The organism is Vreelandella lutescens, assembly GCF_014640815.1.
Lineage (GTDB): Bacteria > Pseudomonadota > Gammaproteobacteria > Pseudomonadales > Halomonadaceae > Vreelandella > Vreelandella lutescens.
Genome location: NZ_BMHM01000001.1, coordinates 284,060 through 309,775, shown reverse-complemented (window position 1 = coordinate 309,775; position 25,716 = coordinate 284,060). Strand labels below are relative to the sequence as shown.

Below are 25,716 nucleotides of genomic sequence, written 5' to 3'. Positions count from 1 at the left end.
TAAGGCTTTACCGCTTGTTAACTTGCAGAGTAGCGATAAGCCGTTAATAGTCGCTTGCTTGTGGAACGCCCTGCTGTTCTAGGCGCTTGCCAACTTCAGCTGCTTTGGCCTGAAAATCGGCGGGAGAGTAGCCAGCCTCTTCCAGTGCTTGGGCAACCTCAGGCGGCATGTAGTTTTCGTCATGGCGTGCCAACACTTTATCAGCGTAAAGGCGGCCATCTGCCTGCAGTTCGCCGACCACTACCACGCCCTGCCCTTCGCGGAACAGGTCCGGCAAAATGCCACTGTAGTAGACTTCTAGGTCGTCGACATAATCAGTGACGACAAACTCCACATCTAAGCTTTCCGGGTCACGAGACACAGAGCCCTCTTTCACCATGCCACCCGCGCGGATTTGGCGCTCCATGGGGGCATCGCCTTGGGCAATTTGCACCGGACTGAAAAACAGGTTGATGTTGGCGCGTAGCGCATACAGGGTAAGCCCGACCGCAATGGCGGTGAGCGACAATAGCCCCAAGATGACAAACAGCTTTTGTTTACGTTTAGGCGTCATGGCGAACGTCCTTCTGAGCAGAGTTAACTGGCTCTTGCGGGGGCTGCGCATACGATGAATGGGCGTTGTGCTGAGCGTTTTCACGACGTACCCGGCGCTTGACGGCCTTCAGTAGCTGCCGGCGCTCCTGGCGTGCATGCCACACAATCACCAGCATCAACAGCGCAGTGACTCCCCAGGCAGCCCACACGTAAACCGCGTGGCCGCCCATGGCAAAAAATTCGTTTAGCGAGGAAAAGGCCATTAGTTCGCCTCCTCGGCAAGCTCGCGCACCCAGCGTTTATTCGCTTCTCTGCGTAATATTTCGCTGCGCGTGCGCGTTAGCGTGAGGGCGATAAAAAAACAGTAGAAACCTACTACCATCATTAACAGCGGTGCCCACATATCCATGGTCATGGCGGCGCGGCCGGTAATCGTGAAGGTGGCAGGCTGATGCAGGGTGTACCACCAATCCACTGAGTACTTAATAATGGGGATATTGATGACGCCCACCATGGCCAGCACTGACGCAGCCCGGGAGCCGCTATCGCGACTACTGAACGCTCCGCGCAAGGCAATAACGCCTAAATAGAGAAATAACAAAATCAGCATGGAGGTCAGGCGCGCATCCCACATCCACCAGGTACCCCAGGTGGGTACGCCCCACACAGCACCTGAAAACAGCGCGACAAAGGTCATTGCAGCACCTAAAGGAGCCATCACGGTGGCCGCCATGTCAGCTACCTTGATTTTCCAGACCATAAAGACCAGTCCAGATACCGCCATGGAAACAAAAATGGATTGCGCTAGAAACGCTGCGGGAACATGCACATAGATAATGCGAAAGCTATTGCCCTGCTGATAATCCTCAGGCGCAAACGCTAGGCCCCAGACGGTACCCACTCCTAACAGCAGCGTTGCGGCCACCCAGAAGAGGGGCTGAAGCTTGGCGCTAATGGCATAAAACCACTTGGGTGATCTTAGCTTATTGATAAAGGCCCACATGGTGTTCCCATCCTCTAACCGTTAATACTTATGCGTAGCGATGCCGCGATCGCCCAGGGCGCTAGCATGAGCGCGAGTGCTAATAACGCCCCTAAAATCGCCAAATGCGCGGCAATGCCTTCGCCAAAAATGGCCGCCTGTACCGCGCCTGCACCAAAGATCAGTACTGGGATATAGAGCGGCAGTACCAGCAACGAGAGCAGTACGCCGCCACGGGCCAGCCCCACCGTTAACGCGGCCCCAATAGCGCCGATCAAGCTTAAACTGGCCGTACCCAGCGCTAACGAAATCGCCAGCACAGCGTAGCTTCCTGCAGGCAGTGACAACATGATGCCCAGCAGCGGTGCCATCAGTGCCAGCGGCAGCCCCGTCAGTAGCCAGTGCACAGACACCTTGGCCAGCCCAAGAGCGGCCAAAGGTTGAGGTGCCAGTAACAGCTGCTCTAAGCTGCCATCGTCGTAATCGCTGCGAAACAGGCTATCCAGCGACAGTAACGCTGCCAACAACGCGGCAACCCATAGAAGCCCTGGAGCGATGGCGGACAGTAATTCTGGGTCGGGTGAAATACCAATGGGAAACAGGGTAATCACCAGCGCAAAGAACACCAACGGGTTTAGTACTTCGCCACGGCGACGCAACATCAAGGTGAGGTCGCGTTTAAGCGTCGCCTTAATGGCCACTAGCAAGCCACCCTGGGGGGCATGCATAGCCACCGCTGAGGTGCTCAATTGAGCGTGTGAACGTTGCAACGCTGTCTCCTTCTTACCCCAGCTGAATACGCCTAAGCACGGGTGACTCGGTTAACGCATGGTGGGTCGTCACAATGACACAGCCTCCCGACTGCGCATGCGCTACCAGCTGCGCCTCTAATGCCGCGACACCTTGGCGGTCAATCGCCGTGAAGGGTTCATCCAGTACCCAGAGCGCTCGCTGGGTGAGCGTTAATCGCGCCAACGCCACGCGGCGCTGCTGGCCAGCTGACAGCTGCCCGGCGGGGATATCCTCGAAGCCAGACAGCCCAACGCCAGCCAGCGCTGCCTCACGTGCGGACTCACTGCCCTCTTCACCGCTAAGCGCTTGATACCAAGCTAAGTTCTCAAGCGGTGAAAGGCCTGCTTTCACGCCGGGGGCATGCCCTAGGTAGAGTAAATTTGCGAGAAAATGTTCACGGGTTTGGCGCATTGGTTCGCCATTCCAGTAAAGCTCGCCACGGTAATCGGTTAATTGGCCGGAGAGTATTTTCAGCAGCGTCGTTTTTCCGCTGCCGTTTGGGCCTTCAATGCGCACTATCTCGCCGCTTTGGATATCGAGATCGAGCCCTTCAAACAGCCAACGGTCGTCACGTTCACAGGCCAATTGTCGGGCTTGTAGGCACAGGCTCAAAAGACACTCCAGGCACGTTGATTTTGGGTCGAACTCTACACGGAAAGGCCCTTTCTCGCCAGTCGCCCTCTGCGGTCTTGGGTCGCAGCGTCACCTGGCTCAATGCGCGCTTAAGAAACACAGGGGTAAGACAGCACTAGCACTGTATGCAAAAACAGGCTTATACTGTAACCACTGTATGAATAGCCATACCAGAATAAAACCACAGCTATCGACTCAATCAAACGCCTTGGCAACGGGCGCTGCATGGGAGAACACACTATGACGATTTGCCTACCCACACAGGTAACGTCTCACGTACCTTCTCACGCCACCTCTCAGACGCTGTCTCAACCATTGACGCCATCCTCACGGCAACGCCCAGCGTCGTTGCATACCCGCCAAGCCTCCATGCCCCATACGATTACTCGGCGCAATACCTATGCACTTCGCATACGCGGTGACCGGATGCACAGCTGCAACCTGTTCGATGGTGATGTGATTATTATTCATCGCCACCAGCACGACACCCACCAAGAAACCGCTGTGGCTACCATTAATCAGCGGGAAGTGGCGCTAAAACAGCTCTCGATTAGCCGCTTAGGCATTCATTTATGGCCCGAAGATGCAGCGATGCCCGAAGTCTTCCTGCATAATTGTGATATCCAGGTGCTGGGCATGGTGATGGGCGTTGCCCACCATACGACGGAAGCCCGGCACCATTAACTGGTTATCCACCCTGCCCGGAGCCCTATTTGCGTTATCGAGTCCCTGATTTAGCCGCAGACACATGGCACACCGCTGAGATTGAAGTTGAGAAGAGCCACTTCTTAGCCTGGGTGTGCCACACCCCTCATACCGCCGCCTTTGATGCGCTGGTACAGGCTGCTAAAGCTAGCCACCCTAGCGCGAGCCATCACTGTACTGCATTTATTGCAGGGCCTCCTGGCGAACAAACGCAGATCGGCTTTTCCGATGATGGCGAGCCCGGCGGTACCGCCGGACGCCCCATGTTTCAGGCGCTACAGGGTAGCCAAATAGGCGAAATTGGCTGCGTGGTGATTCGCTATTTTGGCGGCACCAAGCTAGGCACAGGTGGTTTAGCTCGTGCCTACGCCCAAGCCGTTAACGCTGGGCTTGAATCGCTCGCCACTCGTGAAGTCGTTGAGCGTGATCACTATTCATTAAGGGTGGGCTTTGCCCATGAGGCACAAACCCGCGCCTGGTGCGAGGAGCAGGCACTGCCCGTGCAACACGCAGAGTACGATGGCGACGGCGTTTGCTTAATCATTGGCTGGCCTAGAGATGTAGTACTGGATATTAGCGGGCTGGAAAACCGTTTGAAAACGGCGCTTGAAATACAGTTAATCCCCTCGCAGCGGCCATAAAAAAACGCGGTTTACACGAGAATTTACTCGGTAAACCGCGTTATCTCAGCAGCGAGACAGCGCTTATCCCAAGCACTTATCCCAAGCACTTATCCCAAGCACTTATCCCAAGCACTTATCCCAAGCACTTATCCCAAGTACTTAATCATGACCCCTGCCGCTACTGCTGAGCCAATGACACCCGCGACGTTCGGGCCCATGGCGTGCATCAGCAGGAAGTTATGCGGGTTGGCTTCCAGTCCTACTTTATTGGCCACCCGCGCCGCCATGGGAACAGCGGAGACGCCCGCCGCGCCAATCAGCGGATTGATAGGCATTTTACTGACGACATTCATCAGTTTAGCCATCAATACACCGGCCGCGGTGCCAATACCGAAGGCCACGATACCTAGTCCCAAAATTCCCAGTGTCTCAAACGCCAGGAAGCTCTCCGCCATCAGCTTTGAACCCACCGAAAGCCCCAGGAAAATAGTGACGATATTGATCAGCGCGTTTTGCGCCGTATCAGAGAGGCGCTCTACCACACCACACTCACGCATCAGGTTACCGAAACAGAACATCCCCAACAGCGGCGCAGCATCCGGCAGAAACAGCGCCACGGCGATCAGCAACATTAAGGGGAAAATCACTTTTTCGAGCTTAGACACCGGCCGCAGCTGCGTCATGGTGATTTTGCGCTCTTTCTCCGTGGTCAGCAGACGCATAATTGGCGGCTGAATCAGCGGCACTAACGCCATATACGCATAGGCAGCAACCGCAATGGCCCCCAGCAACTCCGGCGCAAGCACGCTGGAAACATAGATAGAGGTCGGGCCATCTGCCCCGCCAATAATACCGATGGCAGCGGCCTGATTAAGCGAGAAGTCCATGACGCCCATCGACGTTAGCAGCACCGCACCAAACAGCGTCGCAAAAATACCGAACTGCGCGGCTGCACCTAAAAACAGCGTGCGCGGGTTGGCCAATAGCGGGCCGAAATCGGTCATCGCCCCAACGCCCATAAAGATCAGCAGTGGTGCAATGCCCGAGGCAATGGCAACGCGATAGAAGCTGTAGAGCATGCCATCGTTATAACCCACGTTCAGGGCCACATCTTTTGCCGCCCTTAGTTGGTCCGGCGCGGCCGTATCGTGCGCAATGACCTTCAGCGTGTCGCGCCAGCTCTCAACCCCCACCAGCGGGTCTAAGGTAGCGCCCAGCGCTGCCGCCAATTGCTGCAACACGGCAGGCTTCGCGACTTCAATGGCTTGATCCAACGCCGAAATCGCCAACCCCGCTTCTGGAATATTGGCGAGAATGCCGCCAAAGCCTATCGGCACCAACAGCAGCGGCTCAAACTTCTTGTAGATCGCTAGATAGAGCAAACCAAGCCCCACCAGGATCATGGCCGCCTGGCCAAGCTCCAGGTTATAAAGCCCGGAGCCCTCCCATAAGGTGATTAATTTATCCATTCCCGAATGCCCTTAAAGCTCAATCAGCGCGTCACCAACGGAGACGCTATCGCCTTCGCTGACGTTCACTTTCGATACCGTACCGGCGCTGCTGGCACGCACTTCGGTTTCCATCTTCATGGCTTCTAAAATAATTACCACGTCGCCTTCGGCCACCTGGTCGCCTGGGCGGACATTTACCTTGAAGATGTTACCTGCCAGCGGCGCATCAATGCTTTCACCGCTGGGTGCTGGGGCAGCTTCCTCTGCCTTTGCACTGGGCTGTTCCTGAATCTCACCAATCTCACCGCCTTCAGAAACTTCCACCACATAGGCTTTGCCGTTGAGCTTAACGGTATAGGTTTCGGGCCCACCGGTAGCCGCAGGGACTGAAGCCGGGGCAGACGCTACTTTGGCAGGTGCTGACGCCTGAGCAGCTTCGGGCGCTGGCTCAAAGGCGTCTTTGTTATCGCGATTTTTGAGGAATTTCAGACCAATCTGCGGGAACAGCGCGTAGGTCAGCACATCATCAATTTCTCGCTCATTTTCAGCGAGGCGGATGCTGTCAGCGCTGGCTTTCTGCTTCAGCTCAGTGGCGAGCTTATCCATTTCAGGAGAAAGGTTGTCTGCTGGGCGGCAGGTGATGGGCTCGCCGCCTTCTAAAACGCGCTTTTGCAGTTCAGCGTTGAAGGGCGCAGGGGCAGAGCCATACTCACCTTTCAAAAGTGCCTGCACCTCTTTAGAAATCGACTTATAGCGCTCACCCATCATGACGTTCATCACCGCCTGGGTGCCCACGATTTGCGAGGTGGGCGTCACCAGCGGAATAAAGCCAAGATCTTCCCGCACACGGGGGATTTCGCCCAGCACGTCGTCAAGCTTATCGCCCGCGCCCTGCTCTTTAAGCTGGCTTTCCATATTGGTCAGCATGCCGCCGGGAACCTGGGCCACCAGAATGCGCGAATCAATACCGCGCAGCGAGCCTTCAAAAGAAGCGTACTTTTTCCGCACTTCACGGAAGTAGCCAGCGATATCTTCCAGCAGTTCCAGATCTAACCCGGTGTCGCGGTCGGTATCTTTCAGCATGGCGACTACCGACTCCGTCGGGCTGTGACCGTAGGTCATCGACATAGAGGAGATGGCGGTGTCGACGTTATCAATCCCGGCTTCCACGGCTTTCAAAATGGTTGAGGTAGACAAACCCGTGGTCGCGTGGCAATGCAGATGCACCGGAATAGAAAGCTCTTTTTTCAGACGCGTGACCAGGTCATAGGCCGTATAAGGCGTTAGCAGCCCCGCCATATCCTTGATAGCCAGAGAATCTGCGCCCATTGCAGCAATGGTTTTCGCAAGATCTACCCAGCTATCCAGGGTATGTACCGGGCTTACCGTGTACGAAATGGTGCCCTGCGCATGACCGCCTACTTGGCGAACGGCCTTAATGGCGCGCTCTAGATTTCGCGGGTCGTTCATGGCATCAAATACGCGGAACACATCAACGCCATTGGTTTTGGCGCGCTCAACAAACTTGTCGACCACATCATCAGCATAGTGGCGATACCCCAGCAGGTTCTGGCCGCGCAGCAGCATCGCCTGGGGCGTGTTCGGCATCGCCTCTTTGAGGGCGCGAATACGCTCCCACGGGTCTTCACCTAAATAGCGAATGCACGCATCGAAAGTTGCACCACCCCAGGTTTCCAGAGACCAGTAGCCGACTTTATCTAGCTTTTCGGCGATGGGCAGCATGTCATCTAAGCGCAGGCGCGTAGCAAATAGCGATTGGTGCGCATCGCGCAAGACAACATCAGTGATTCCCAGAGGACGTTTTGTTTCGTTCATGGTCGTGGCTCACAGTTTAGCGTTATGGATTTGTAGTAAATTTAACAAAAAAATAGCAATTGAAGCGAAATAGACACGCGCAAGCGCGCGACTTAAGGACGGCGTGACGAACGGTAACGATGCACCGCAGCACTAATCACCGCGACGACTTCGTCGTTCTGACCTTGATTGGTCTGCTTTTTTGCACTGTTTCGACCTGCCGGCACCGCCACGGGGGCAGGCTGAAAGCGGTTAATCAGCTTTGACATCAGCGTTACGCTAATGACTAAAACAGTAAGAAAAACAAAAACAAAGCCCATACCAAGGCCCATTAAAGCGAGCCCCTCTTGGAGCAACTCCGACCCCTGCATAGCGTGCTCTCCTTGTTTTATAGGGTTATTGGCACACCAAATGCCTCTATCGGCGCTTGGCGCAATAAGGGTAATACACTAACCTGCCACATTCAGGATAGAATGCAATCGCGCCATAGTGGAAGTCATGGTTGTTAATTTACTACATAAAGGCAAGATCGGTCTCGCACCGATGGAAGGCGTTATCGATTCGCTCACCCGCGACCTGCTCACCCGTCAACCCGGTTTCGACTGGTCCGTTACGGAGTTTGTCAGGGTAGTGGATACCCGCCTCCCCCCACGCGTGTTTTATAAACACTGCCCAGAACTGACCGAACGCCCGGTGGCAACCCCGAGCGGCGTTCCTGTTCACCTACAGCTCCTAGGCTCTGTTCCGCAGGCGCTGGCTGATAACGCTCGCCAAGCCCTCGCGCTCGGGGCGATCAGCGTTGATCTGAACTTTGGCTGCCCTGCAAAGCTGGTAAACCGCCATGACGGCGGCGCTTCCCTGCTACGCCAACCAGACCGCGTTTATCAGGCTGTTAAAGCGGTAGCAGACGCACTCGACGGCGAGATCCCGGTGACCGCTAAGATTCGCCTGGGGTTCGCTAATCGCCGCCTCGCGGTGGCCTGCGCTCAGGCCACCGAGGCGGGCGGCGCAGCGCGACTAGTTGTCCACGGGCGCACCCGAGACGAAGGATACCGCCCGCCCGCGCACTGGGAGTGGATCGGCAAGGTACGCCACCACGTCTCGATACCCGTGGTGGCTAATGGGGATATTTGGACGCTGGAAGACTACTGGAAAGCACGCACCCTTTCTGGCTGTCGCGATGTCATGCTGGGGCGTAGCGCATTAGCGGACCCCTGGCTTGCCCCGCGCATTCGCCATTGGCAGCAAACCGGCGAACGCTTGGCGGAAACCACCTGGGAAATGCGCGCCAGCGTGCTGCAAGAGTATGCTGCCCTCCAACGCCAGCATCTTCCTGATCGCGTGGTCGTGTCACTGGTGAAGCAGTGGCTTGCACAAATGCGCCAAGGCAATGCCGAAGCCAACCAGCACTTTCAGCGCTTAAAACGCCTTACTGACCTCGACATGCTTTTAGAGAGCCTAGTGCCGCACACAACGGCTGCACAGCCTTACGAGCCCGCCTGAGGCCATACAAGCCCCCTTCAGCCCTGCTTTGTACTACCCGCCTAAACGCCAGCCAAAAAAAAGCGCCCTTCCGCAAATTGCGGGGGCGCTTTACACGATCGCAAGACTAACGTGCGAGCCACGATAGCCAGGCTAGAAAGCAGAAAACCCGCTCTCCGATGAGAGCGGGTTTTTAGAATCTGGCGCGCCCGGGAGGATTCGAACCTCCGACCCCCTGATTCGTAGTCAGGTACTCTATCCAGCTGAGCTACGGGCGCTTTTCAGTCATTGCTTATTCACTCAAGCAACGAATAACACTGTAACATCAAATACTTACCTTTGCAACTTGGCGCGCCCGGGAGGATTCGAACCTCCGACCCCCTGATTCGTAGTCAGGTACTCTATCCAGCTGAGCTACGGGCGCATTTCAAATTGCGATGCTTTTAAGCGTTAGTACCACTTAAGCATTGGTGCTACGTGGTGCAATTGGCGGAGAGAGAGGGATTCGAACCCTCGATAGGGCTATAAACCCTATACTCCCTTAGCAGGGGAGCGCCTTCAGCCACTCGGCCACCTCTCCTCAACGGCACGGCGCGAATATTACCGATTCTGATGACTGGTGTCCAGCCCTAACCCGATTTTTTTTTCGCACCGGCCTGATATTACCGCTTAAACGCTCTCTAATGAGCGTGACACAGGCGGCCATTTACTCTGCTTCGCTTTCGCTATTACGTTCACGCTGAATACGCTGATAGATCTCTTCGCGGTGAACCGCGACATCTTTAGGTGCGTTCACACCAATGCGTACTTGATTACCTTTCACACCTAACACTGTGACGGTGATTTCATCACCGATCATCAATGTTTCGCCAACGCGGCGGGTTAGGATGAGCATGGCTGATCTCCTTCTCAGACGTTTTATACAACGGGATGTGTCCGCCAGTGGCGTCACCGTGCCATTATGCGGCATGGTGACCCCTGCCACCAAAAGCTTTGGCCCCTATGACACCTTAACCTCCCGTTGAAAGAAAGCTCACCACCACACGGCAGCGAGTACCTTCAGCGTAGAAGGTTTAGGACACAATTGTTATTCAGATTCGATATCAGACTTATCGAGACCAAATGCTTTGTGTAAGGCGTTAACCGCAAGTTCCATATGTTTCTCGTCAATCACGACAGAAATTTTAATTTCTGAGGTAGAAACCATACGGATATTGACGTTTTCATCGGCCAATACGCGGAACATTTTAGAGGCAACGCCCGCGTGAGAGCGCATACCTACTCCCACCAGCGATACCTTGGCAATGTTGTCATCGCCGCGCAGCTCGCCGCCACCCAGGTCAGGAATAACTGTCTCTTCTAACAGCTTTTTGGTGGCCTTGTAGTCACCTTTTGCGACAGTAAAGGTGAAGTCGGTGTAGTCGCCAGCCGGAGCCACATTCTGGACGATCATATCCACTTCAATATTGGCATCCGCAATGGGGCCCAAAATACGTGACGCGACGCCAGGCACATCGGGGGTGTGCAGCAGCGTGAGTTTGGCTTCGTTTTTGGTAAATGCGATACCGGAGATTAGCGGTTCTTCCATAGAATCCTCGTCTTGGTCTGAGTCTGCAACAATCAGGGTGCCTGGGCCGTCTTCAAAACTCGACAGTACCCGCAGCGGCACGTTGTACTTACCGGCGAATTCAACAGCGCGAATTTGCAATACTTTGGAGCCTAAGCTCGCAAGTTCAAGCATCTCCTCTACGGTAATGCTTTCTAGGCGCTGCGCTTTGGAACATACCCGTGGGTCGGTAGTGTAAACACCGTCGACATCGGTATAGATTTGGCACTCATCGGCACCCAGAGCAGCCGCTAGGGCCACACCCGTGGTGTCGGAGCCGCCACGACCCAGCGTGGTGATGTTGCCGTTTTCATCAACCCCTTGGAAACCGGCGACAACCACCACTTTGCCTGCATCAAGATCCGCTTTGAGGTCATCGGTTTCAATGCGCTGGATACGTGCTTTGGTGTAAGCACTGTCGGTATGAATCCCTACCTGAGCACCGGTATGAGAGGTTGCCGATACGCCGATTTGCTGCAGCGCCATGGCCAGTAGGGAAATTGTCACCTGCTCCCCTGTTGAGAGCAGCATATCCATTTCACGGGGGGCTGGATCTTCGTTAAGGGCGTTGGCCATATCGGTCAGGCGGTTGGTCTCGCCACTCATGGCGGAAACCACCACCACTACCTGATGACCCTGGTCGCGAAAGCCTTTAACTTTTTCCGCCACGGCCTTGATACGGTCGACAGAGCCCACCGAGGTGCCGCCGAACTTCTGTACGTATAGTGCCATATGCCGTTTTTCCTTTACGTTCGGGAATGGAGGGTGAATATTATTATTGCTAACTTTCCTAACTAGCAAAAAGGCCGGTAGCAAATAATGCCACCGGCCTCTCTATTTAGCGAAGCGTGTTTTCCAACCAAGCCGGTACGCTGTTCAACGCATCCGGCAGGGCGTCTGGCTGGCTGCCGCCTGCTTGCGCCATATCCGGGCGACCGCCTCCTTTACCGCCCACCTGGGAGGCCACATGGTTGACCAGCTCGCCCGCTTTCACACGGCTGGTTAAATCAGCAGTTACCCCGGCAATCAGACTCACCTTACCAGCGGCTTTATCAGAGGTACCCAGCATGATAACGCCGGAGCCGAGTTTGTTTTTCAGTTGATCCAGCACGCCGCGCAGGTCTTTACCAGAGACGCCTTCTAACTCCGTCACCAGCAGTTTTACGCCGCCCACTTCTTGCACTTGGCTGAGCATGTCGCTGCCTGCCGCGCTGGCGAGTTTGGCTTTGAGCTGCTCTAACTCTTTTTCCAGACTGCGGTTACGCTCCACAAGCGATTCAACACGCGCTTCCACCTGCTCGGGCTTGGTTTTTAAGCGTTCGCCAATCCGCTGCACGCGGGCTTCTTGCTCGCGGAAATACGCCAGCGCGTTTTCGCCTGTGATCGCTTCAATACGACGCACGCCGGAGGCAATACCTACTTCGCTCACCACGTGGCAGCAGCCAATGTCGCCACTGCGGCTAACATGCGTACCGCCACACAGTTCGATCGAGAAGTCATCAGCACCAATGGTCAACACGCGCACGTTATCCGCGTATTTTGCCTCAAACAGCGCGGCGGCCCCTTTGGCTTTAGCGTCGGCCAAACTCATTTGCTCAGTCTTGGTCGGCGCGTTCGCAAGGATCTGCTCGTTGACGATACGCTCTACTTCAGCGAGCTGCTCGGCGGTCATCGGCTCAAAGTGGCTAAAGTCGAAACGCAAGCGCTCGGCGTTAACCAGCGAACCTTTCTGCTGCACGTGGTCACCCAGCACCATACGCAGCGCTTTATGCAGCAGGTGAGTCGCGGAGTGGTTACGAATGGTCGCGCCGCGCAGGCTGGCATCTACCTCACCGCGCACACTAGCACCCACGTTCAGCACGCCCTCCACCATCACGCCCTGGTGAAGGTGGTGGCCGCTCTGCTTCTGGGTATCGGTGACCTGGAAACGGCCGCCATCAACGTGCAGGTAACCGGTGTCGCCCACCTGACCGCCGGACTCGCCGTAGAACGGCGTGCGATCTAACACCACCGTGCCTTTTTGGCCTGCTTCCAGGGCCGTTAAGGCATTGCCTTCACTGTCCACCAGCGCGGTAACCGTGGCTTGGTCAGCCAGCAGCTCATAGCCGGTAAACTGGGTCTCGCCCTCTAGATCAATCGAGGCTGTGTAGTCGGCACCAAACTGGCTGGCCGCACGGGCGCGCTCACGCTGCGCTTCTAGCTCGCGCTGGAAGCCTTCCTCATCTAAGCGCACTTCACGCTCACGACAAACATCAGCGGTTAAATCGAACGGGAAACCGTAGGTATCGTAGAGCTTGAACACGGTTTCACCGGGCAGCACGTCGCCCTGAAGCTCTTCAAGCGCGGCATTCAGCAGACCCATGCCGTGATCCAGCGTGCGCGCAAACTGCTCTTCTTCTTTTAGCAGCACGCGGGCGATCTGGTCGCTGGCATCGCGCAGTTCGGGGTAGGCATCGCCCATCTCGGCGTCCAGCGCGCTAACCAGCTTGTGGAAGAACGGCTCAGACACGCCCAGCTTGTGGCCGTGACGAATAGCACGACGAATAATCCGGCGCAGCACGTAGCCGCGGCCTTCATTGGAGGGCAGTACGCCGTCGGCAATCAAGAAGGCGCAAGAGCGAATGTGGTCGGCGATGACGCGCAGCGACGGTGTGGAGGTATCGCTGTGACCCGTGGCTTCTGCTGCCGCTTTGAGCAGATTCTGGAACAGATCAATTTCGTAGTTGGAGTGCACGCCTTGCATCACTGCCGCCACGCGCTCTAAGCCCATACCGGTATCGATAGAGGGCTTAGGCAGCGGGTTGAGGGTGCCTTGGGCATCGCGCTCGAACTGCATGAAAACGAGGTTCCAGATTTCGATGTAGCGGTCGCCATCCTCTTCCGGGCTTCCGGGCGGGCCACCCCACACTTCAGGGCCGTGATCAAAGAAGATCTCGGAGCTGGGGCCACAGGGGCCGGTGTCGCCCATCTGCCAGAAGTTATCTTCATCCAGCTTGGAGAAGCGCTCCGGGTCAATACCGATCTCATCTTTCCAGATGCGTTCAGCTTCATCGTCGCTGATATGCACCGTGACCCACAGTTTCTCTTTGGGCAGGCCCAGGGTTTCAGTCAGGAAGGTCCAGGCGAAGCGGATAGCGTCACGCTTGAAATAGTCGCCAAAGCTGAAGTTACCCAGCATTTCGAAAAAGGTGTGGTGGCGAGCGGTGTAGCCAACGTTATCTAAGTCGTTGTGCTTACCGCCCGCGCGGACGCAGCGCTGGGAAGAGGTGGCGCGTACATAGGGGCGCGGATCACGACCCAAGAACACATCTTTAAAGGGCACCATGCCCGCATTGGTAAACAGTAGCGTCGGGTCATTACCCGGCACTAGCGAGCTGGACGGTACCGTGGTGTGGCCGTGCTCTTCAAAAAACGTTAAAAAGGCCTGTCTGATCTCTGCGCTTTTCATAGGGTATCCGTAACAAGAAAGCGTGATGCCCCAGGGCGCTGTCGCCGCCACCCGCTGGGGTCGCAAAGGATCCATTATAACGCAGTTGTCAAACGACTAAAGCCGCAGTTAGTGGCAGAACCCAAACAGACTGCGCAAACGAGGGAGAAGTAGGTATAACAATTCGGCTACACGTATCGGTAGAAACCACTACTAAGGAGGAGCGTAAAATGCCCAGAGGGAACTACAAGCAGGAGAGCGCGTAGCGAATTTGCTCAAAATTAAAGCCGCGTGTTGCTAAAAAACGCTCACGCTTTGCGCGCTCTTTGGGTGTCTCGCCTGGGGAGTCATAGCGCCTTGCCAGCGTTTCTTTGGCAAGTTCAAACCAGTCGATGGCCTCACGCTCTTCAACGGCGGCCAACGCCTCCGAGAGCGTTTCCTGATCCACGCCCCGTTGGCGCAACTCGCCTTTAATACGAATCACGCCCTGCCCCCGCGCAATCCGCGAGCGCACAAAACTTTCAGCAAATCGCGTATCCGACTGCAGCGACTGCTCTGCCAAGGCATCCAAGCAGGCGTCAATGTCATCGGCTTCAAAAGATCTTTGCTGCAGCTTACGCGCAAGCTCGGCGCGAGAATACTCGCGCCGAGCCAGCAGCTGTATCGCCACGTCTCGTGTTGAGGCGTCTGCATTAGAGGAGAACATTGCGCCCTCCTCTTGGCTCAGGCCTCAATAGACATAACTTAGAGCAGGTCATCATCACCATCAGCGGCCACATCGGCAGCAGGGGCTTCTTCTTTTTTCGGCTCAGCTTTGGCCAGCAGCTGCTCACGAATCTGGGTTTCGATCTCGTTCATGATCTCAGGGTGCTCTTCCAAGTACTGGGCTGCATTGGCTTTACCCTGACCAATTTTGCTGCCTTTGTAGCTGTACCAAGCGCCCGCTTTATCCACCAGGCTGCACTGAACGCCCAGGTCGATCACTTCGCCCGCATGGTAAATACCTTTGCCGTAAAGGATCTGGAACTCCGCCTGACGGAACGGCGGTGCCACCTTGTTTTTGACGACTTTCACGCGCGTTTCGTTACCGGTGACTTCATCGCCTGACTTCACGGAGCCCGTGCGGCGAATATCCAGACGCACGCTGGCATAAAACTTCAGCGCGTTACCACCGGTGGTGGTTTCGGGGCTACCGAACATCACGCCGATCTTCATACGAATCTGGTTGATGAAGACCACTAAACAGTTGGCGTTTTTGATGTTACCGGTGATTTTACGCAGCGCCTGGGACATCAAACGTGCCTGCAGGCCCACGTGGGAATCCCCCATTTCGCCTTCAATTTCTGCACGCGGCGTCAAAGCAGCAACGGAGTCGATGATAATCACATCCACACCACCGGAGCGTACCAGCATGTCGGTAATTTCCAGCGCTTGCTCACCGGTATCTGGCTGGGAGACCAGCAGGTCATCCAGGTTCACGCCTAGCTTCTCAGCATAGCTGGGGTCCAGCGCGTGCTCGGCATCAACAAACGCACACACCTTGCCCTGCTTTTGCGCTTGCGCAATCACCGAGAGGGTCAAGGTGGTTTTACCTGACGACTCTGGGCCAAAGATTTCGACGACACGACCAAACGGCAGACCACCAATACCGAGCGCGATATCCAGCCCCAGTGAACCGGTGGAGACAGACGGCATGACGACGCGGGGCGCATCGCCAAGGCGCATAACGGTCCCTTTACCAAACTGGCGATCAATCTGGCTGAGTGCAGCATTAAGCGCTTTTGTGCGGTTGTCTTCCTGAGCCATGCAGAGATTCCTCATAACAAGCTGTATAATTAGCCAGTAGTATGCCAAAGATTAGCGGCTAAACAAATCCTCAGCGGCAACTTTAACGATTATTTCTTTTTCGCCTGGGCACTCAGACGAGCCACTAATCCTGCCAGCGCCTCACGTACGGCCTGTTCACGCACGGCTTGGCGGTCGCCGGGGAAGTGAAAGCACTCGGCCTGCTGCTGCTCACAGGAGCCCCAGGCAATCCACACGGTGCCTACCGGCTTTTCATCGCTGCCGCCCTCTGGCCCGGCGACACCGCTCACCGCGACAGCAACATCTGCCCCGCTCTCCTGGCAAGCACCCGCCACCATGGCGTTAACCACCTGCTCGCTGACAGCCCCATGGGCGTCAAGCAGGGCAGGCTCTACGCCCAGCAGGCGGGTTTTAGCGGCATTGGAGTAGGTGACATAGCCCGCCGTAAAATAGGCCGAGCTACCGGCCACCGACGTAATAGCACTGGCAATACCACCTCCGGTGCAGGATTCTGCGGTGGTGACCTCGACGCCAAGCTGAAGGCATTGCCGACCCAGCCGCTGGGCAAGCAGCGATAAATCGAGATTCTTGAGGCTTGAAACGCTGGGGGCCATGGTGACTCCTTCATGTAAGACCTTAGGGTAGCGTAGAATACTGCGTTTAGCTTTCTCAACGAAATTGCCCAACGAACATGCCGTAAGCCCAATGCTTGCGCCACGCTCAATCAGGACGCCCATGTCACAGGCCAGCCCCGCCCATACGCCAATGATGGCGCAATATCTAAACATTAAGCGCGACCACCCCGAGGTACTGCTGTTTTACCGCATGGGGGATTTTTACGAGCTGTTTTTCGACGACGCCAAACGCGCCGCGGCGCTGCTGGATATCACGCTTACCCAGCGCGGACAGTCAGGCGGCAAGCCCATCCCAATGGCGGGTGTGCCCTATCACAGCGCTGAAGGCTATTTGGCCCGTTTAGTAGCAGGCGGCGAGTCGGTCGCCATTTGTGAGCAAATCGGCGACCCGGCGACCAGCAAAGGCCCCGTAGAGCGCCAAGTGGTGCGCATTGTCACGCCAGGCACGCTGCACGATGAGGCACTACTGGATGCCCGCCGAGACAACGTCTTGGTGGCCGTTGCCCCCGGCAAAGATAGCTGGGGGCTTGCCTGGCTAGAGCTCTCCAGCGGACGTTTTAATGTGCTGGAGGTAGAGAGCGAAGCGGAAATGCTGGCGGAACTCACCCGCCTCTCCCCTGCCGAGCTGCTGGTGCCCGAGAGCCTCACGCTACCTGATGCGTGGTCACAAAAGCGCAGCCTGCGCCGCCAGGGCGAGTGGTTGTTTGATTTAGAGAGCGCCACCCGCAGCCTGTGCGACCAGTTTGAAGTCAGCGACCTGCGTGGCTTTGGCTGCGCGCATCTCTCTAGCGCGCTGATAGCGGCAGGCGTACTGATTGACTACGCCCGCGACACCCAGCGTTCGCGCCTGCCCCACGTGACTGCCATCAGCGTGGAGAACCGCGACGATGCCGTCGTGATCGACGCCGCCAGCCGCCGTAACCTGGAAATCGACATCAACCTAGGGGGCACCAGCGACAACACACTGGCCAGCGTGCTTGATACCTGCACCACGGCCATGGGGTCGCGGCTTTTAAAGCGCTGGCTGAATCGCCCGCTGCGCCAACGTGAGATCGTCGAGGGCCGCCAGGCAGGCGTTGCCCTACTCTCTATTGATGCGGCTTATATGAGCCTGCGGGATACGCTGAGCGATGTGGGCGACGTGGAGCGCATCCTTGCCCGAGTGGCGCTCTATAGCGCGCGCCCACGAGATTTAGCACGCCTGCGGGACGCGTTAACCACGCTGCCTGCTCTGGAAACACTGCTGGACGATATTGATAGCGGCAGCGCACTGGATAGCCTAAAGCCGCACATTCGCCCCTATCCAGAACTGGCCGACACCCTGACACGCGCCCTGGTGGAAAACCCGCCCGTGGTGATTCGTGATGGCGGCGTCATCGCCAACGGCTTTGATGAAGAGCTGGATGAACATCGTGGCATGGCCGAGAACGCTGGCGACTACCTTGTTCAGCTGGAACTGCGCGAACGCGAGCGCACTGGGCTCGCTAATCTGAAAGTGGGCTACAACCGGGTGCACGGCTACTTTATTGAACTGCCACGCAGTCAGGCCCAGCATGCCCCCGCTGACTACATTCGCCGCCAAACGCTGAAAAATGCCGAACGCTTTATCATCCCTGAGCTAAAAGAGTTCGAGGATAAAGCGCTTTCCGCTAAGTCCCGCGCCCTCACCCGGGAAAAATGGCTCTACGACCAGCTGTTGGCCGAGCTCAATGCTCAGCTGCATACGCTGCAAGCCACCTCAAGAGCGCTGGCCGAGCTGGATGTGCTGTGCGCCTTTGCAGAGCGTGCCGACGCGCTTAACTGGGTGCGCCCGCAGCTGGTGGACGCCACTGGCATCACGATTACCGCAGGCCGCCACCCGGTCGTGGAACAAGTCAGCGACAAGCCGTTTGTGCCTAATGATGTGCTGCTTACCCCCGAGCAGCACATGCTGATTATTACCGGCCCCAACATGGGCGGTAAATCGACCTATATGCGCCAAACCGCGCTGATTGCGCTGCTGGCCCATAGCGGCAGCTTTGTCCCCGCCGATGCCGCTGAAATCGGCCCGGTCGACCGGATCTTTACTCGAATCGGCTCCTCCGATGACCTGGCGGGCGGGCGCTCGACGTTTATGGTGGAAATGACAGAGACCGCCAACATTTTGCACAATGCCACTGAGCACAGCCTGGTGTTAATGGATGAGATCGGCCGTGGCACCAGCACCTTCGACGGGCTCTCCTTGGCCTGGGCAAGCGCCGAGCATTTGGCCAGTGCCAAGGCATTGACGCTATTTGCGACCCACTATTTTGAAATGACCGCGCTGCCCGAGCAGGCGGAGGGCGTCGCCAACATTCACCTCACGGCAACGGAACACGGCGACGGCATCGTATTTATGCACCGCATCGAAGCGGGCCCCGCCAGCCAAAGCTATGGTTTGCAGGTAGCCCAGCTGGCGGGCGTGCCTAACCATGTTATTCGCCGCGCGCGTGAAAAACTGATGATGTTAGAGCAACGGGACGTGGACGAGCAGCAGCGCCCCGCCCCCCGCATGAATACGCCACAGCAAAACGACCTGTTCGCAAGCGCCCCCCATCCGGTGGTGGAAGCGCTCGATAAAGCCGATATTGACGATTTATCGCCCCGTGAAGCGCTGGCGTTGTTGTATCAGTGGCGCGAGCTGCTATAGAGATTGGATATAAAAAGCGGCAGCAATCGCATTAACAGATAAGCGCGAGCGCTTGCCGCCGGGTAAGGGCACCACTAGAATGTCGCCCATACTTTTTTATCTTATAAAAAACCGCTGATTTATAACCATTCACGATTGACCACGACCGAGAGTCTTCTCGGTCTCGCAAGAGGGATAGCAAGATGACGTTTGTCGTTACCGAGAACTGCATCCAATGCAAATACACCGACTGTGTGGAAGTGTGCCCGGTCGACTGTTTCTACGAAGGCCCCAACTTCCTGGTCATTCACCCAGATGAGTGCATTGACTGCGCGCTGTGTGAGCCAGAGTGCCCTGCCGAGGCGATATTCTCAGAAGATGAGCTGCCCGATGGTCAGGAGCAGTTTATCGAGATTAACGCGGAGCTGGCCGACGTGTGGCCCAATATCGCTGAGAAGAAAGACCCGCTGCCCGATGCTGAAGAGTGGGATGGCAAAGCCGGTAAGCTGGAAAAGCTGGAGCGTTAATCGCTCTACGGATCGCCAGCCAACAAAAAACCAGCGTTCGCGCTGGTTTTTTGTTGGCTGGCAGATAGGATACTGACCATTCGGCAAATCGCGGGCATAAAAAAAAGGCGGCCCGTAGGCCGCCCGCTCCAAGCACTTCCTCTGACCACTCCCTGTGTCAACCTCCTCAGGTGACGTCCTTGCCAGGGCTCACATCACTGTGTCACCCGGCGCACCTACCTGCATCCCGTTGCATCCTGCCTGAAGCATCCTTGCCTCCCCTTGTCCTGAGATCATTGTGGCAGAACAGGCTAAGTTCTCAAGCAAGCCTTAAACGCGAAAGGCGAGCCTTGGCGGCTCGCCTCTCTCTCACTAAAAACTTAAATATCAATTACTTAAATTAAGATTAGTGAAAAAATTCGCTTTTTCCTACATGGTTCAGAGCGAATGTCGTCGGCATTTGTAAGAGATCTCTTACAAATTTTTGAGAGATCTCTTACACGCGAAGGCTATTTTCTTCGCTTACTGACCTTTGATCGCTTTCAACCCGGGGTAGGCAACGTCACCCAGCTCCGCTTCAATCACCAACAGGCGGTTGTACTTCGCGACACGGTCAGAGCGGCACAGTGAACCCGTTTTGATTTGGCCTGCACAGGTGCCCACCGCCAAATCCGCAATGGTGGTGTCTTCGGTTTCGCCACTACGGTGGGAAATGACCGCCGTGAAGCCCGCATCCTGGGCCATTTTGATCGCGTCCAGCGTTTCAGACAGCGAGCCAATCTGGTTGAACTTGATCAGAATGGAGTTACCAATCTGCTCATCGATACCGCGCTTGAGGATCTTGGTGTTGGTCACGAACAGGTCATCGCCCACCAGCTGTACTTTATCGCCCAGCTTATCGGTTAGCGCTTTCCAACCTGCCCAATCAGACTCATCCATACCGTCTTCAATCGAGACGATGGGGTAGTCCGCACACAGGCCTGCCAGGTAATCGGTAAAACCAGCGGCATCAAAGCTTTTGCCTTCGCCGGAGAGATTGTACTCGCCATCTTTGTAGAACTCGGAAGAGGCGCAGTCCAGTGCCAGCGTAACGTCGCTACCCAGGGTGTAGCCCGCATCGGCAACGGCTTGCTTAATCACCGCCAGCGCATCGGCGTTAGACGCTAAGTTAGGTGCAAAGCCGCCTTCGTCACCGACGGAGGTAGACAGCCCTTTCGCGGACAGTACCTTTTTCAGCGCGTGGAAAATTTCCGCGCCCATCCGCAGGCCTTCACGGAAGTTAGCGGCACCCACCGGCTGCACCATGAACTCTTGGATATCGACATTATTATCCGCGTGCTCGCCGCCGTTAATAATGTTCATCATCGGTACCGGCATGCTGTACTGGCCCGGCTGGCCGTAAAGCTCGGCAATGTGCGCGTACAGCGGCACGCCTTTCGCATTGGCTGCCGCTTTAGCCGCTGCCAGGGAAACCGCCAGGATCGCGTTAGCCCCCAGTGTGGCTTTGTTTTCGGTGCCATCCAGCGCCAACATGGCGTTATCCAGGCCACGCTGGTCTCGTGCATCCATTCCCAACAACGCGTCACGGATCTTGCCATTCACGGCCTCAACGGCTTTCAAAACGCCTTTGCCAAGGTAGCGTGCCTTGTCGCCATCGCGCAGCTCAAGCGCCTCGCGGGAGCCTGTTGAGGCACCGCTCGGTGCGCAGGCTTCACCCACCGCACCGCTTTCTAAACGCACGGTCGCATGAACGGTCGGGTTGCCGCGCGAATCGAGCACTTCCAGCGCACTGATTTCAACAATTTTGGTCATGACAGAGTCCTTTGGTTGTCGGTCTAATAGATGATAGGCCCAATGGTTACGACGTTTTAGCGGCGCAGTTAACGGATGGTCAAGGAGTCAAACCCCTTCACCAGCGTATCCAACTGCGACAGCTGTGTTAAGAACGGCTCTAACTGGTCCAGCGGCAGCGCACAGGGGCCATCGCATTTCGCGTTATCTGGGTCGGGGTGAGCTTCTAAAAACAGCCCCGCCAAACCTACCGCCACCCCGGCACGCGCAAGCTCTGCTACCTGCGCACGGCGACCATCTGCGCTATCTGCCCGCCCGCCAGGGCGCTGCAGCGCGTGGGTCACATCAAAGAACACCGGGTAGCCGGTCTGCTTCATATCACCCACGCCGAGCATATCCACCACTAGGTTGTTATAACCAAAGCTGGTGCCTCGCTCGCACAGCATCAGGCGGTCGTTACCGGCTTCCTGAAACTTATTGAGGATGTGGCGCATTTCATGGGGCGCTAAAAACTGGGGCTTTTTGATATTAATGGCCGCGCCTGTTTTCGCCATTGCCACCACCAGATCGGTTTGGCGGGCTAAAAACGCCGGCAGCTGGATAATATCAGCGACCTCGGCGGCAGGCGCTGCCTGCCAGGGCTCGTGCACGTCCGTAATGATCGGCACGTTATAGCGGGCTTTTATATCGGCCAGGATTTGCAGGCCTTTTTCCAACCCGGGGCCGCGGTAGGAGTGAATCGAGCTGCGGTTCGCTTTGTCGAAACTGGCCTTAAACACATACGGCATACCCAGCTTTTGCGTCACATTCACATAGGCCTGTGCCACTTCGTCAGCAAGTTCCGCCGACTCCAGCACGTTCATGCCGCCCAATAACATGAGCGGCAAAGAATTGCCGGCGGTTAAGCCGGCAACGTTAATGTGATGCTCTGGGAATTGAGATTGAGAAGACATGCTTCCCCCTTTATTCCTGAGGTGCGGCGTGTGCACGGGTGCGTGCGGCTTTATGCTCAAACGCAGCGTTCACAAACCCTGAGAACAGCGGGTGACCATCGCGGGGCGTGGAGGTAAATTCCGGATGGAACTGGCACGCCACATACCAAGGATGGTCGGCAAGCTCGACCACTTCAACCAGCGACTGGTCAACGCTCTTGCCGGAAATCACTAAGCCAGCGGCTTCAAGGTCGTCAATAAACTGGTTATTGACTTCAAAGCGATGACGGTGGCGCTCGACGATTTCGTCGGCACCGTACGCTTCGCGTGCTTTGCTACCCGATGTCAGGTGGCAAACTTGCCCGCCCAGACGCATGGTGCCGCCCAGGTCAGAGGCCGCATCGCGCAGCTCGATTTTGCCTTCAGCGTTGATCCACTCGGTGATCAGACCCACCACCGGGTGCTTGGTGTCGTGAGTGAACTCGGTGGAGTTGGCGTCTTTCCAGCCAGCCACGTTGCGCGCAAACTCAATCACCGCTACCTGCATGCCTAAACAAATACCCAGGTAAGGGATGTTGTTTTCACGGGCATATTGGGCGGTCAGAATCTTGCCTTCTACGCCGCGCTCGCCAAAACCGCCGGGCACTAGAATGGCATCTTTACCTGCCAGACGCTCGGTGCCGTGACGCTCGATGTCTTCAGAGTCGATGTAGTCGACGTTGACCTTAATGCGGCCTTGAATGCCCGCATGGATCAGCGCTTCGTTCAGCGATTTGTAGGCATCCAGCAGCTCCATGTACTTGCCGACCATGGCAATACTGACCGACTTCAGCGGGTTCAGCTTGGCATCCAGTACCTTCACCCATTCAGAAAGATCGGCGGGCTCGGCTTCAAGACGCAGCTTGTCACAGACGATATCGTCAAGGCCATGCTCGTGGAGCATCAACGGGATGCGATAGATGGTATCGGCGTCTTGCAACGGGACCACCGCACGCTCTTCCACATTGGTGAACAAGGCAATCTTTCGACGCTCGCTCTCCTCAAGCTCCACTTCGCTGCGGCAGATCAAAATATCCGGCTGGATACCGATAGAGCGCAGCTCTTTGACGCTGTGCTGGGTGGGCTTGGTTTTGGTTTCGCCCGCCGTCTTGATATAGGGCACCAGCGTCAGGTGCATGAACAGCGCACGGTTGGCGCCCTGCTCGCTGCGAATCTGACGGATCGATTCAAGAAACGGCAGCGATTCGATATCGCCCACGGTGCCGCCGATTTCTACCAGCGCCACGTCAAAGCCCTCACCGCCAGCATAAACGCGCTGCTTGATTTCATCGGTGATATGCGGAATCACCTGCACCGTGCCGCCCAGGTAGTCGCCACGGCGCTCTTTGCGCAGTACGTGCTCGTACACGCGCCCCGTGGTGAAGTTGTTGCCCTGAGTCATTTTGGTACGAATAAAGCGCTCGTAGTGACCTAAGTCCAAGTCCGTCTCGGCGCCATCCTCGGTGACGAACACCTCGCCGTGCTGGAAAGGACTCATGGTGCCCGGGTCCACGTTGATGTACGGGTCGAGCTTGAGCATGGTGACCTTAAGGCCGCGGGCCTCGAGAATCGCCGCCAGCGAGGCCGACGCGATGCCCTTGCCAAGAGAGGACACAACGCCGCCGGTCACGAAGATATATCGTGTCATGGAAAACCTGTCGAAACGTGATCAAAAGGCGTAACAGAAAGCCACACCAGGATGGGACGACAGAATAGCAGAAGACGCCTTGCGGCTCAATTTGAACTGAAATGGCGACAGCTCTCGGTCGCGAGCTAAAGCTGCCCCCACTCTAGCCACTGGCTGCACATACGCAGTGGGAGGCCGATTTATCGGGCGAAGGGGTGCCGCAGGCACCCCTTACCAGCCACCTCTTTACAAGCTTAAACGCCCAGGTAGTCCAGAATGCCTTCGGCGGCCTGACGCCCTTCATAAATAGCGGTGACCACGAGATCAGAGCCGCGCACCATATCGCCACCGGCAAAGATTTTCTCGTTGCTGGTTTGGAAAGCGTACTGGCCATGCTCAGGGGCTTTGACCAGATCCCATTCGTTGACGTCGATATTGGCGCTATCGAACCACGGTGCTGGGCTTGCCTGGAAGCCGAATGCAACGACCACCGCATCAGCAGCAATGATCTCTTCAGAACCGGGCACCACCTCAGGGCGGCGGCGGCCATTTTCATCTGGCTCGCCAAGGCGAGTGCGTACGACCTTCACGCCTTCGACTTTCTCTTCACCCACTACCGCGACGGGCTGACGGTTGAATAGAAACTCAACGCCCTCTTCCCGTGCGTTCACCACCTCACGGCGCGAACCCGGCATGTTCTCTTCATCGCGACGATATGCGCAGGTCACACTAGAGGCACTCTGACGAATCGAGGTACGGTTACAGTCCATCGCGGTATCACCACCGCCCAGCACGACAACACGCTTACCTTCCATAGAGATGAAGTCGTTAGGATCTTTCTCAAAACCAAGGCGGCGATTGACGTTGGCAATCAGGAAATCCAGCGCTTTGTAGACACCGGGCAGGTCTTCACCGGGGAAACCGCCCTGCATGTACTTATAGGTACCCATGCCCAGGAATACGGCATCGTACTCCTGCAACAGCGTCTCGAATTCAATGTCGGTGCCGATCTCAGTATTCAGACGGAATTCGATACCCATCTCTTCAAATACGGCACGACGGCGCTCCATGACGTTCTTTTCCAGCTTGAACTCAGGAATACCGAAGGTCAGCAGGCCGCCAATTTCCGGGTACTTATCAAAGACCACCGGCTTGACGCCGTTGCGCGCCAGAATATCGGCACAGCCCAGGCCCGCCGGGCCCGCGCCCACAATCGCGACCTTTTTATCAGTCCACACCACCTTGGACATATCCGGACGCCAGCCCATGGCAAAGGCGGTGTCGGTAATGTACTTCTCAACCGAGCCAATGGTGACCGCGCCGAAGCCGTCGTTCAGGGTACAGTCGCCTTCACACAAGCGGTCTTGCGGGCACACGCGGCCACACACTTCCGGCAGCGAGTTGGTTTTGTGAGACAGCTCGGCCGCTTCAATGATATTGCCTTCCACTACCAGCTGTAGCCAGTTGGGAATGTAGTTATGTACTGGGCACTTCCACTCGCAGTAAGGGTTACCACAGTGCAAACAGCGGTGCGCTTGGCTTGCGGCATCGGTCGGCTTAAAGGGCTCGTAAATCTCTGCGAACTCTTTTGCACGGGTATGCGCCAGCTTTTTTTGTGGGTCTTTACGACCCACGTCGACAAACTGAAAATCGTTATTTAAACGGTTGGCCATGATCTCTCTC

At 56.4% G+C, this 25,716-nt stretch carries 23 protein-coding genes and 3 tRNA genes; 5 read left to right on the top strand and 21 right to left on the bottom strand.

Annotated elements, in window-relative coordinates; all coding sequences use genetic code 11:
• Positions 1-43 precede the first annotated feature (43 nt).
• Genes ccmE through ccmA form a run of 5 tightly spaced genes read right to left on the bottom strand, consistent with a single transcriptional unit; the run spans position 44 to position 2,920 of the window.
• Positions 44-553 carry a cytochrome c maturation protein CcmE gene (ccmE, locus tag IEW65_RS01470; protein WP_188637739.1) on the bottom strand — a complete coding sequence of 170 codons (510 nt, stop codon included), beginning with the start codon at positions 551-553 and terminating at the stop codon, positions 44-46.
• Positions 543-797 carry a heme exporter protein CcmD gene (gene ccmD, locus IEW65_RS01465; protein WP_188637738.1) on the bottom strand — a complete coding sequence of 85 codons (255 nt, stop codon included), beginning with the start codon at positions 795-797 and terminating at the stop codon, positions 543-545. Before ccmD ends, ccmE begins: the two co-directional genes overlap by 11 nt.
• Entirely contained in the window at positions 797-1,537 is a 741-nt protein-coding gene (locus IEW65_RS01460) for a heme ABC transporter permease (RefSeq protein ID WP_188637737.1), read from the bottom strand. The genes ccmD and IEW65_RS01460 overlap by 1 nt, the downstream gene beginning before the upstream one ends.
• Positions 1,538-1,551: 14 nt before the next feature.
• Entirely contained in the window at positions 1,552-2,244 is a 693-nt protein-coding gene (gene ccmB, locus IEW65_RS01455) for a heme exporter protein CcmB (RefSeq protein WP_188638265.1), read from the bottom strand.
• Positions 2,245-2,299: 55 nt separating this feature from the next.
• Positions 2,300-2,920, bottom strand: a complete 621-nt coding sequence (ccmA, locus tag IEW65_RS01450) for a cytochrome c biogenesis heme-transporting ATPase CcmA (RefSeq protein ID WP_188637736.1) — start codon at positions 2,918-2,920, stop codon at positions 2,300-2,302.
• Between the two features lie 261 nt (positions 2,921-3,181).
• Between ccmA and IEW65_RS01445 the strand changes: the two genes are divergently transcribed.
• Both IEW65_RS01445 and IEW65_RS01440 read left to right on the top strand, forming a co-directional pair.
• The gene (locus IEW65_RS01445; RefSeq protein WP_229755446.1) at positions 3,182-3,625 is read left to right on the top strand and encodes a LexA family protein; all 444 of its coding nucleotides are present in this window, start codon (positions 3,182-3,184) and stop codon (positions 3,623-3,625) included.
• A gap of 29 nt (positions 3,626-3,654) precedes the next feature.
• Positions 3,655-4,287 (top strand): IMPACT family protein, encoded by a 633-nt coding sequence (locus IEW65_RS01440; protein ID WP_188637735.1) that lies wholly within the window; start codon positions 3,655-3,657, stop codon positions 4,285-4,287.
• Between the two features lie 128 nt (positions 4,288-4,415).
• On the opposite strand, the gene IEW65_RS01435 is transcribed toward IEW65_RS01440, so the two are convergent.
• From IEW65_RS01435 to IEW65_RS01425, 3 genes are all read right to left on the bottom strand, one after another.
• Positions 4,416-5,738, bottom strand: coding sequence for a sodium ion-translocating decarboxylase subunit beta (locus IEW65_RS01435; protein ID WP_188637734.1), 1,323 nt, complete (start codon positions 5,736-5,738; stop codon positions 4,416-4,418).
• 12 nt (positions 5,739-5,750) lie between these two features.
• Positions 5,751-7,556, bottom strand: coding sequence for a sodium-extruding oxaloacetate decarboxylase subunit alpha (oadA, locus tag IEW65_RS01430; RefSeq protein ID WP_188637733.1), 1,806 nt, complete (start codon positions 7,554-7,556; stop codon positions 5,751-5,753).
• A 92-nt stretch (positions 7,557-7,648) separates the two neighbouring features.
• Positions 7,649-7,906, bottom strand: a complete 258-nt coding sequence (locus IEW65_RS01425; RefSeq protein ID WP_188637732.1) for an OadG family protein — start codon at positions 7,904-7,906, stop codon at positions 7,649-7,651.
• A gap of 127 nt (positions 7,907-8,033) precedes the next feature.
• Between IEW65_RS01425 and IEW65_RS01420 the strand changes: the two genes are divergently transcribed.
• The gene (locus tag IEW65_RS01420) at positions 8,034-9,038 is read left to right on the top strand and encodes a tRNA dihydrouridine synthase (protein WP_229755445.1); all 1,005 of its coding nucleotides are present in this window, start codon (positions 8,034-8,036) and stop codon (positions 9,036-9,038) included.
• Between the two features lie 180 nt (positions 9,039-9,218).
• Here the strand turns inward: IEW65_RS01420 and IEW65_RS01415 are convergent.
• From IEW65_RS01415 to IEW65_RS01375, 9 genes are all read right to left on the bottom strand, one after another.
• Positions 9,219-9,295 (bottom strand) — tRNA-Arg (locus tag IEW65_RS01415).
• A 69-nt stretch (positions 9,296-9,364) separates the two neighbouring features.
• Positions 9,365-9,441: transfer RNA gene (locus tag IEW65_RS01410), tRNA-Arg, on the bottom strand.
• 63 nt (positions 9,442-9,504) lie between these two features.
• Positions 9,505-9,597 (bottom strand) — tRNA-Ser (locus tag IEW65_RS01405).
• 126 nt (positions 9,598-9,723) lie between these two features.
• A complete protein-coding gene (csrA, locus tag IEW65_RS01400; RefSeq protein WP_039180068.1) occupies positions 9,724-9,912 on the bottom strand; it encodes a carbon storage regulator CsrA in 189 nt (62 codons plus the stop codon).
• Between the two features lie 192 nt (positions 9,913-10,104).
• The gene (locus IEW65_RS01395; RefSeq protein WP_188637731.1) at positions 10,105-11,355 is read right to left on the bottom strand and encodes an aspartate kinase; all 1,251 of its coding nucleotides are present in this window, start codon (positions 11,353-11,355) and stop codon (positions 10,105-10,107) included.
• 106 nt (positions 11,356-11,461) lie between these two features.
• A complete protein-coding gene (alaS, locus tag IEW65_RS01390) occupies positions 11,462-14,071 on the bottom strand; it encodes an alanine--tRNA ligase (protein ID WP_188637730.1) in 2,610 nt (869 codons plus the stop codon).
• A 223-nt stretch (positions 14,072-14,294) separates the two neighbouring features.
• Positions 14,295-14,756 carry a regulatory protein RecX gene (locus IEW65_RS01385; protein ID WP_188637729.1) on the bottom strand — a complete coding sequence of 154 codons (462 nt, stop codon included), beginning with the start codon at positions 14,754-14,756 and terminating at the stop codon, positions 14,295-14,297.
• A gap of 38 nt (positions 14,757-14,794) precedes the next feature.
• A complete protein-coding gene (recA, locus tag IEW65_RS01380) occupies positions 14,795-15,856 on the bottom strand; it encodes a recombinase RecA (protein ID WP_188637728.1) in 1,062 nt (353 codons plus the stop codon).
• 89 nt (positions 15,857-15,945) lie between these two features.
• On the bottom strand, positions 15,946-16,470 hold the full coding sequence (locus IEW65_RS01375) for a CinA family protein (RefSeq protein WP_188637727.1): 525 nt from the start codon (positions 16,468-16,470) through the stop codon (positions 15,946-15,948).
• A gap of 121 nt (positions 16,471-16,591) precedes the next feature.
• On the opposite strand from IEW65_RS01375, the gene mutS reads away from it, so the two are divergent.
• The gene (gene mutS / locus IEW65_RS01370) at positions 16,592-19,159 is read left to right on the top strand and encodes a DNA mismatch repair protein MutS (protein WP_188637726.1); all 2,568 of its coding nucleotides are present in this window, start codon (positions 16,592-16,594) and stop codon (positions 19,157-19,159) included.
• Between the two features lie 182 nt (positions 19,160-19,341).
• On the top strand, positions 19,342-19,665 hold the full coding sequence (gene fdxA, locus IEW65_RS01365; protein WP_188637725.1) for a ferredoxin FdxA: 324 nt from the start codon (positions 19,342-19,344) through the stop codon (positions 19,663-19,665).
• A 501-nt stretch (positions 19,666-20,166) separates the two neighbouring features.
• On the opposite strand, the gene eno is transcribed toward fdxA, so the two are convergent.
• From eno to IEW65_RS01345, 4 genes are all read right to left on the bottom strand, one after another.
• Positions 20,167-21,456, bottom strand: a complete 1,290-nt coding sequence (gene eno / locus IEW65_RS01360) for a phosphopyruvate hydratase (RefSeq protein ID WP_188637724.1) — start codon at positions 21,454-21,456, stop codon at positions 20,167-20,169.
• Positions 21,457-21,524: 68 nt separating this feature from the next.
• Positions 21,525-22,388 (bottom strand): 3-deoxy-8-phosphooctulonate synthase, encoded by an 864-nt coding sequence (gene kdsA, locus IEW65_RS01355; protein ID WP_188637723.1) that lies wholly within the window; start codon positions 22,386-22,388, stop codon positions 21,525-21,527.
• Positions 22,389-22,398: 10 nt separating this feature from the next.
• Positions 22,399-24,054 carry a CTP synthase gene (locus IEW65_RS01350; RefSeq protein WP_188637722.1) on the bottom strand — a complete coding sequence of 552 codons (1,656 nt, stop codon included), beginning with the start codon at positions 24,052-24,054 and terminating at the stop codon, positions 22,399-22,401.
• Between the two features lie 233 nt (positions 24,055-24,287).
• Positions 24,288-25,706, bottom strand: a complete 1,419-nt coding sequence (locus tag IEW65_RS01345) for an FAD-dependent oxidoreductase (RefSeq protein WP_188637721.1) — start codon at positions 25,704-25,706, stop codon at positions 24,288-24,290.
• Between the last annotated feature and the right edge of the window lie 10 nt (positions 25,707-25,716).

What these genes read in the sequence shown, in the direction of transcription:
- ccmE (WP_188637739.1), bottom strand. Translation starts at nt 553, where the DNA reads ATGACGCCTAAACGTAAACAAAAGCTGTTTGTCATCTTGGGGCTATTG.
- ccmD (WP_188637738.1), bottom strand. Translation starts at nt 797, where the DNA reads ATGGCCTTTTCCTCGCTAAACGAATTTTTTGCCATGGGCGGCCACGCG.
- IEW65_RS01460 (WP_188637737.1), bottom strand. Translation starts at nt 1,537, where the DNA reads ATGTGGGCCTTTATCAATAAGCTAAGATCACCCAAGTGGTTTTATGCC.
- ccmB (WP_188638265.1), bottom strand. Translation starts at nt 2,244, where the DNA reads ATGCATGCCCCCCAGGGTGGCTTGCTAGTGGCCATTAAGGCGACGCTT.
- IEW65_RS01445 (WP_229755446.1), top strand. Translation starts at nt 3,182, where the DNA reads ATGACGATTTGCCTACCCACACAGGTAACGTCTCACGTACCTTCTCAC.
- IEW65_RS01435 (WP_188637734.1), bottom strand. Translation starts at nt 5,738, where the DNA reads ATGGATAAATTAATCACCTTATGGGAGGGCTCCGGGCTTTATAACCTG.
- oadA (WP_188637733.1), bottom strand. Translation starts at nt 7,556, where the DNA reads ATGAACGAAACAAAACGTCCTCTGGGAATCACTGATGTTGTCTTGCGC.
- IEW65_RS01425 (WP_188637732.1), bottom strand. Translation starts at nt 7,906, where the DNA reads ATGCAGGGGTCGGAGTTGCTCCAAGAGGGGCTCGCTTTAATGGGCCTT.
- IEW65_RS01420 (WP_229755445.1), top strand. Translation starts at nt 8,034, where the DNA reads ATGGTTGTTAATTTACTACATAAAGGCAAGATCGGTCTCGCACCGATG.
- csrA (WP_039180068.1), bottom strand. Translation starts at nt 9,912, where the DNA reads ATGCTCATCCTAACCCGCCGCGTTGGCGAAACATTGATGATCGGTGAT.
- IEW65_RS01395 (WP_188637731.1), bottom strand. Translation starts at nt 11,355, where the DNA reads ATGGCACTATACGTACAGAAGTTCGGCGGCACCTCGGTGGGCTCTGTC.
- alaS (WP_188637730.1), bottom strand. Translation starts at nt 14,071, where the DNA reads ATGAAAAGCGCAGAGATCAGACAGGCCTTTTTAACGTTTTTTGAAGAG.
- IEW65_RS01385 (WP_188637729.1), bottom strand. Translation starts at nt 14,756, where the DNA reads ATGTTCTCCTCTAATGCAGACGCCTCAACACGAGACGTGGCGATACAG.
- recA (WP_188637728.1), bottom strand. Translation starts at nt 15,856, where the DNA reads ATGGCTCAGGAAGACAACCGCACAAAAGCGCTTAATGCTGCACTCAGC.
- IEW65_RS01375 (WP_188637727.1), bottom strand. Translation starts at nt 16,470, where the DNA reads ATGGCCCCCAGCGTTTCAAGCCTCAAGAATCTCGATTTATCGCTGCTT.
- mutS (WP_188637726.1), top strand. Translation starts at nt 16,592, where the DNA reads ATGTCACAGGCCAGCCCCGCCCATACGCCAATGATGGCGCAATATCTA.
- fdxA (WP_188637725.1), top strand. Translation starts at nt 19,342, where the DNA reads ATGACGTTTGTCGTTACCGAGAACTGCATCCAATGCAAATACACCGAC.
- eno (WP_188637724.1), bottom strand. Translation starts at nt 21,456, where the DNA reads ATGACCAAAATTGTTGAAATCAGTGCGCTGGAAGTGCTCGATTCGCGC.
- kdsA (WP_188637723.1), bottom strand. Translation starts at nt 22,388, where the DNA reads ATGTCTTCTCAATCTCAATTCCCAGAGCATCACATTAACGTTGCCGGC.
- IEW65_RS01350 (WP_188637722.1), bottom strand. Translation starts at nt 24,054, where the DNA reads ATGACACGATATATCTTCGTGACCGGCGGCGTTGTGTCCTCTCTTGGC.
- IEW65_RS01345 (WP_188637721.1), bottom strand. Translation starts at nt 25,706, where the DNA reads ATGGCCAACCGTTTAAATAACGATTTTCAGTTTGTCGACGTGGGTCGT.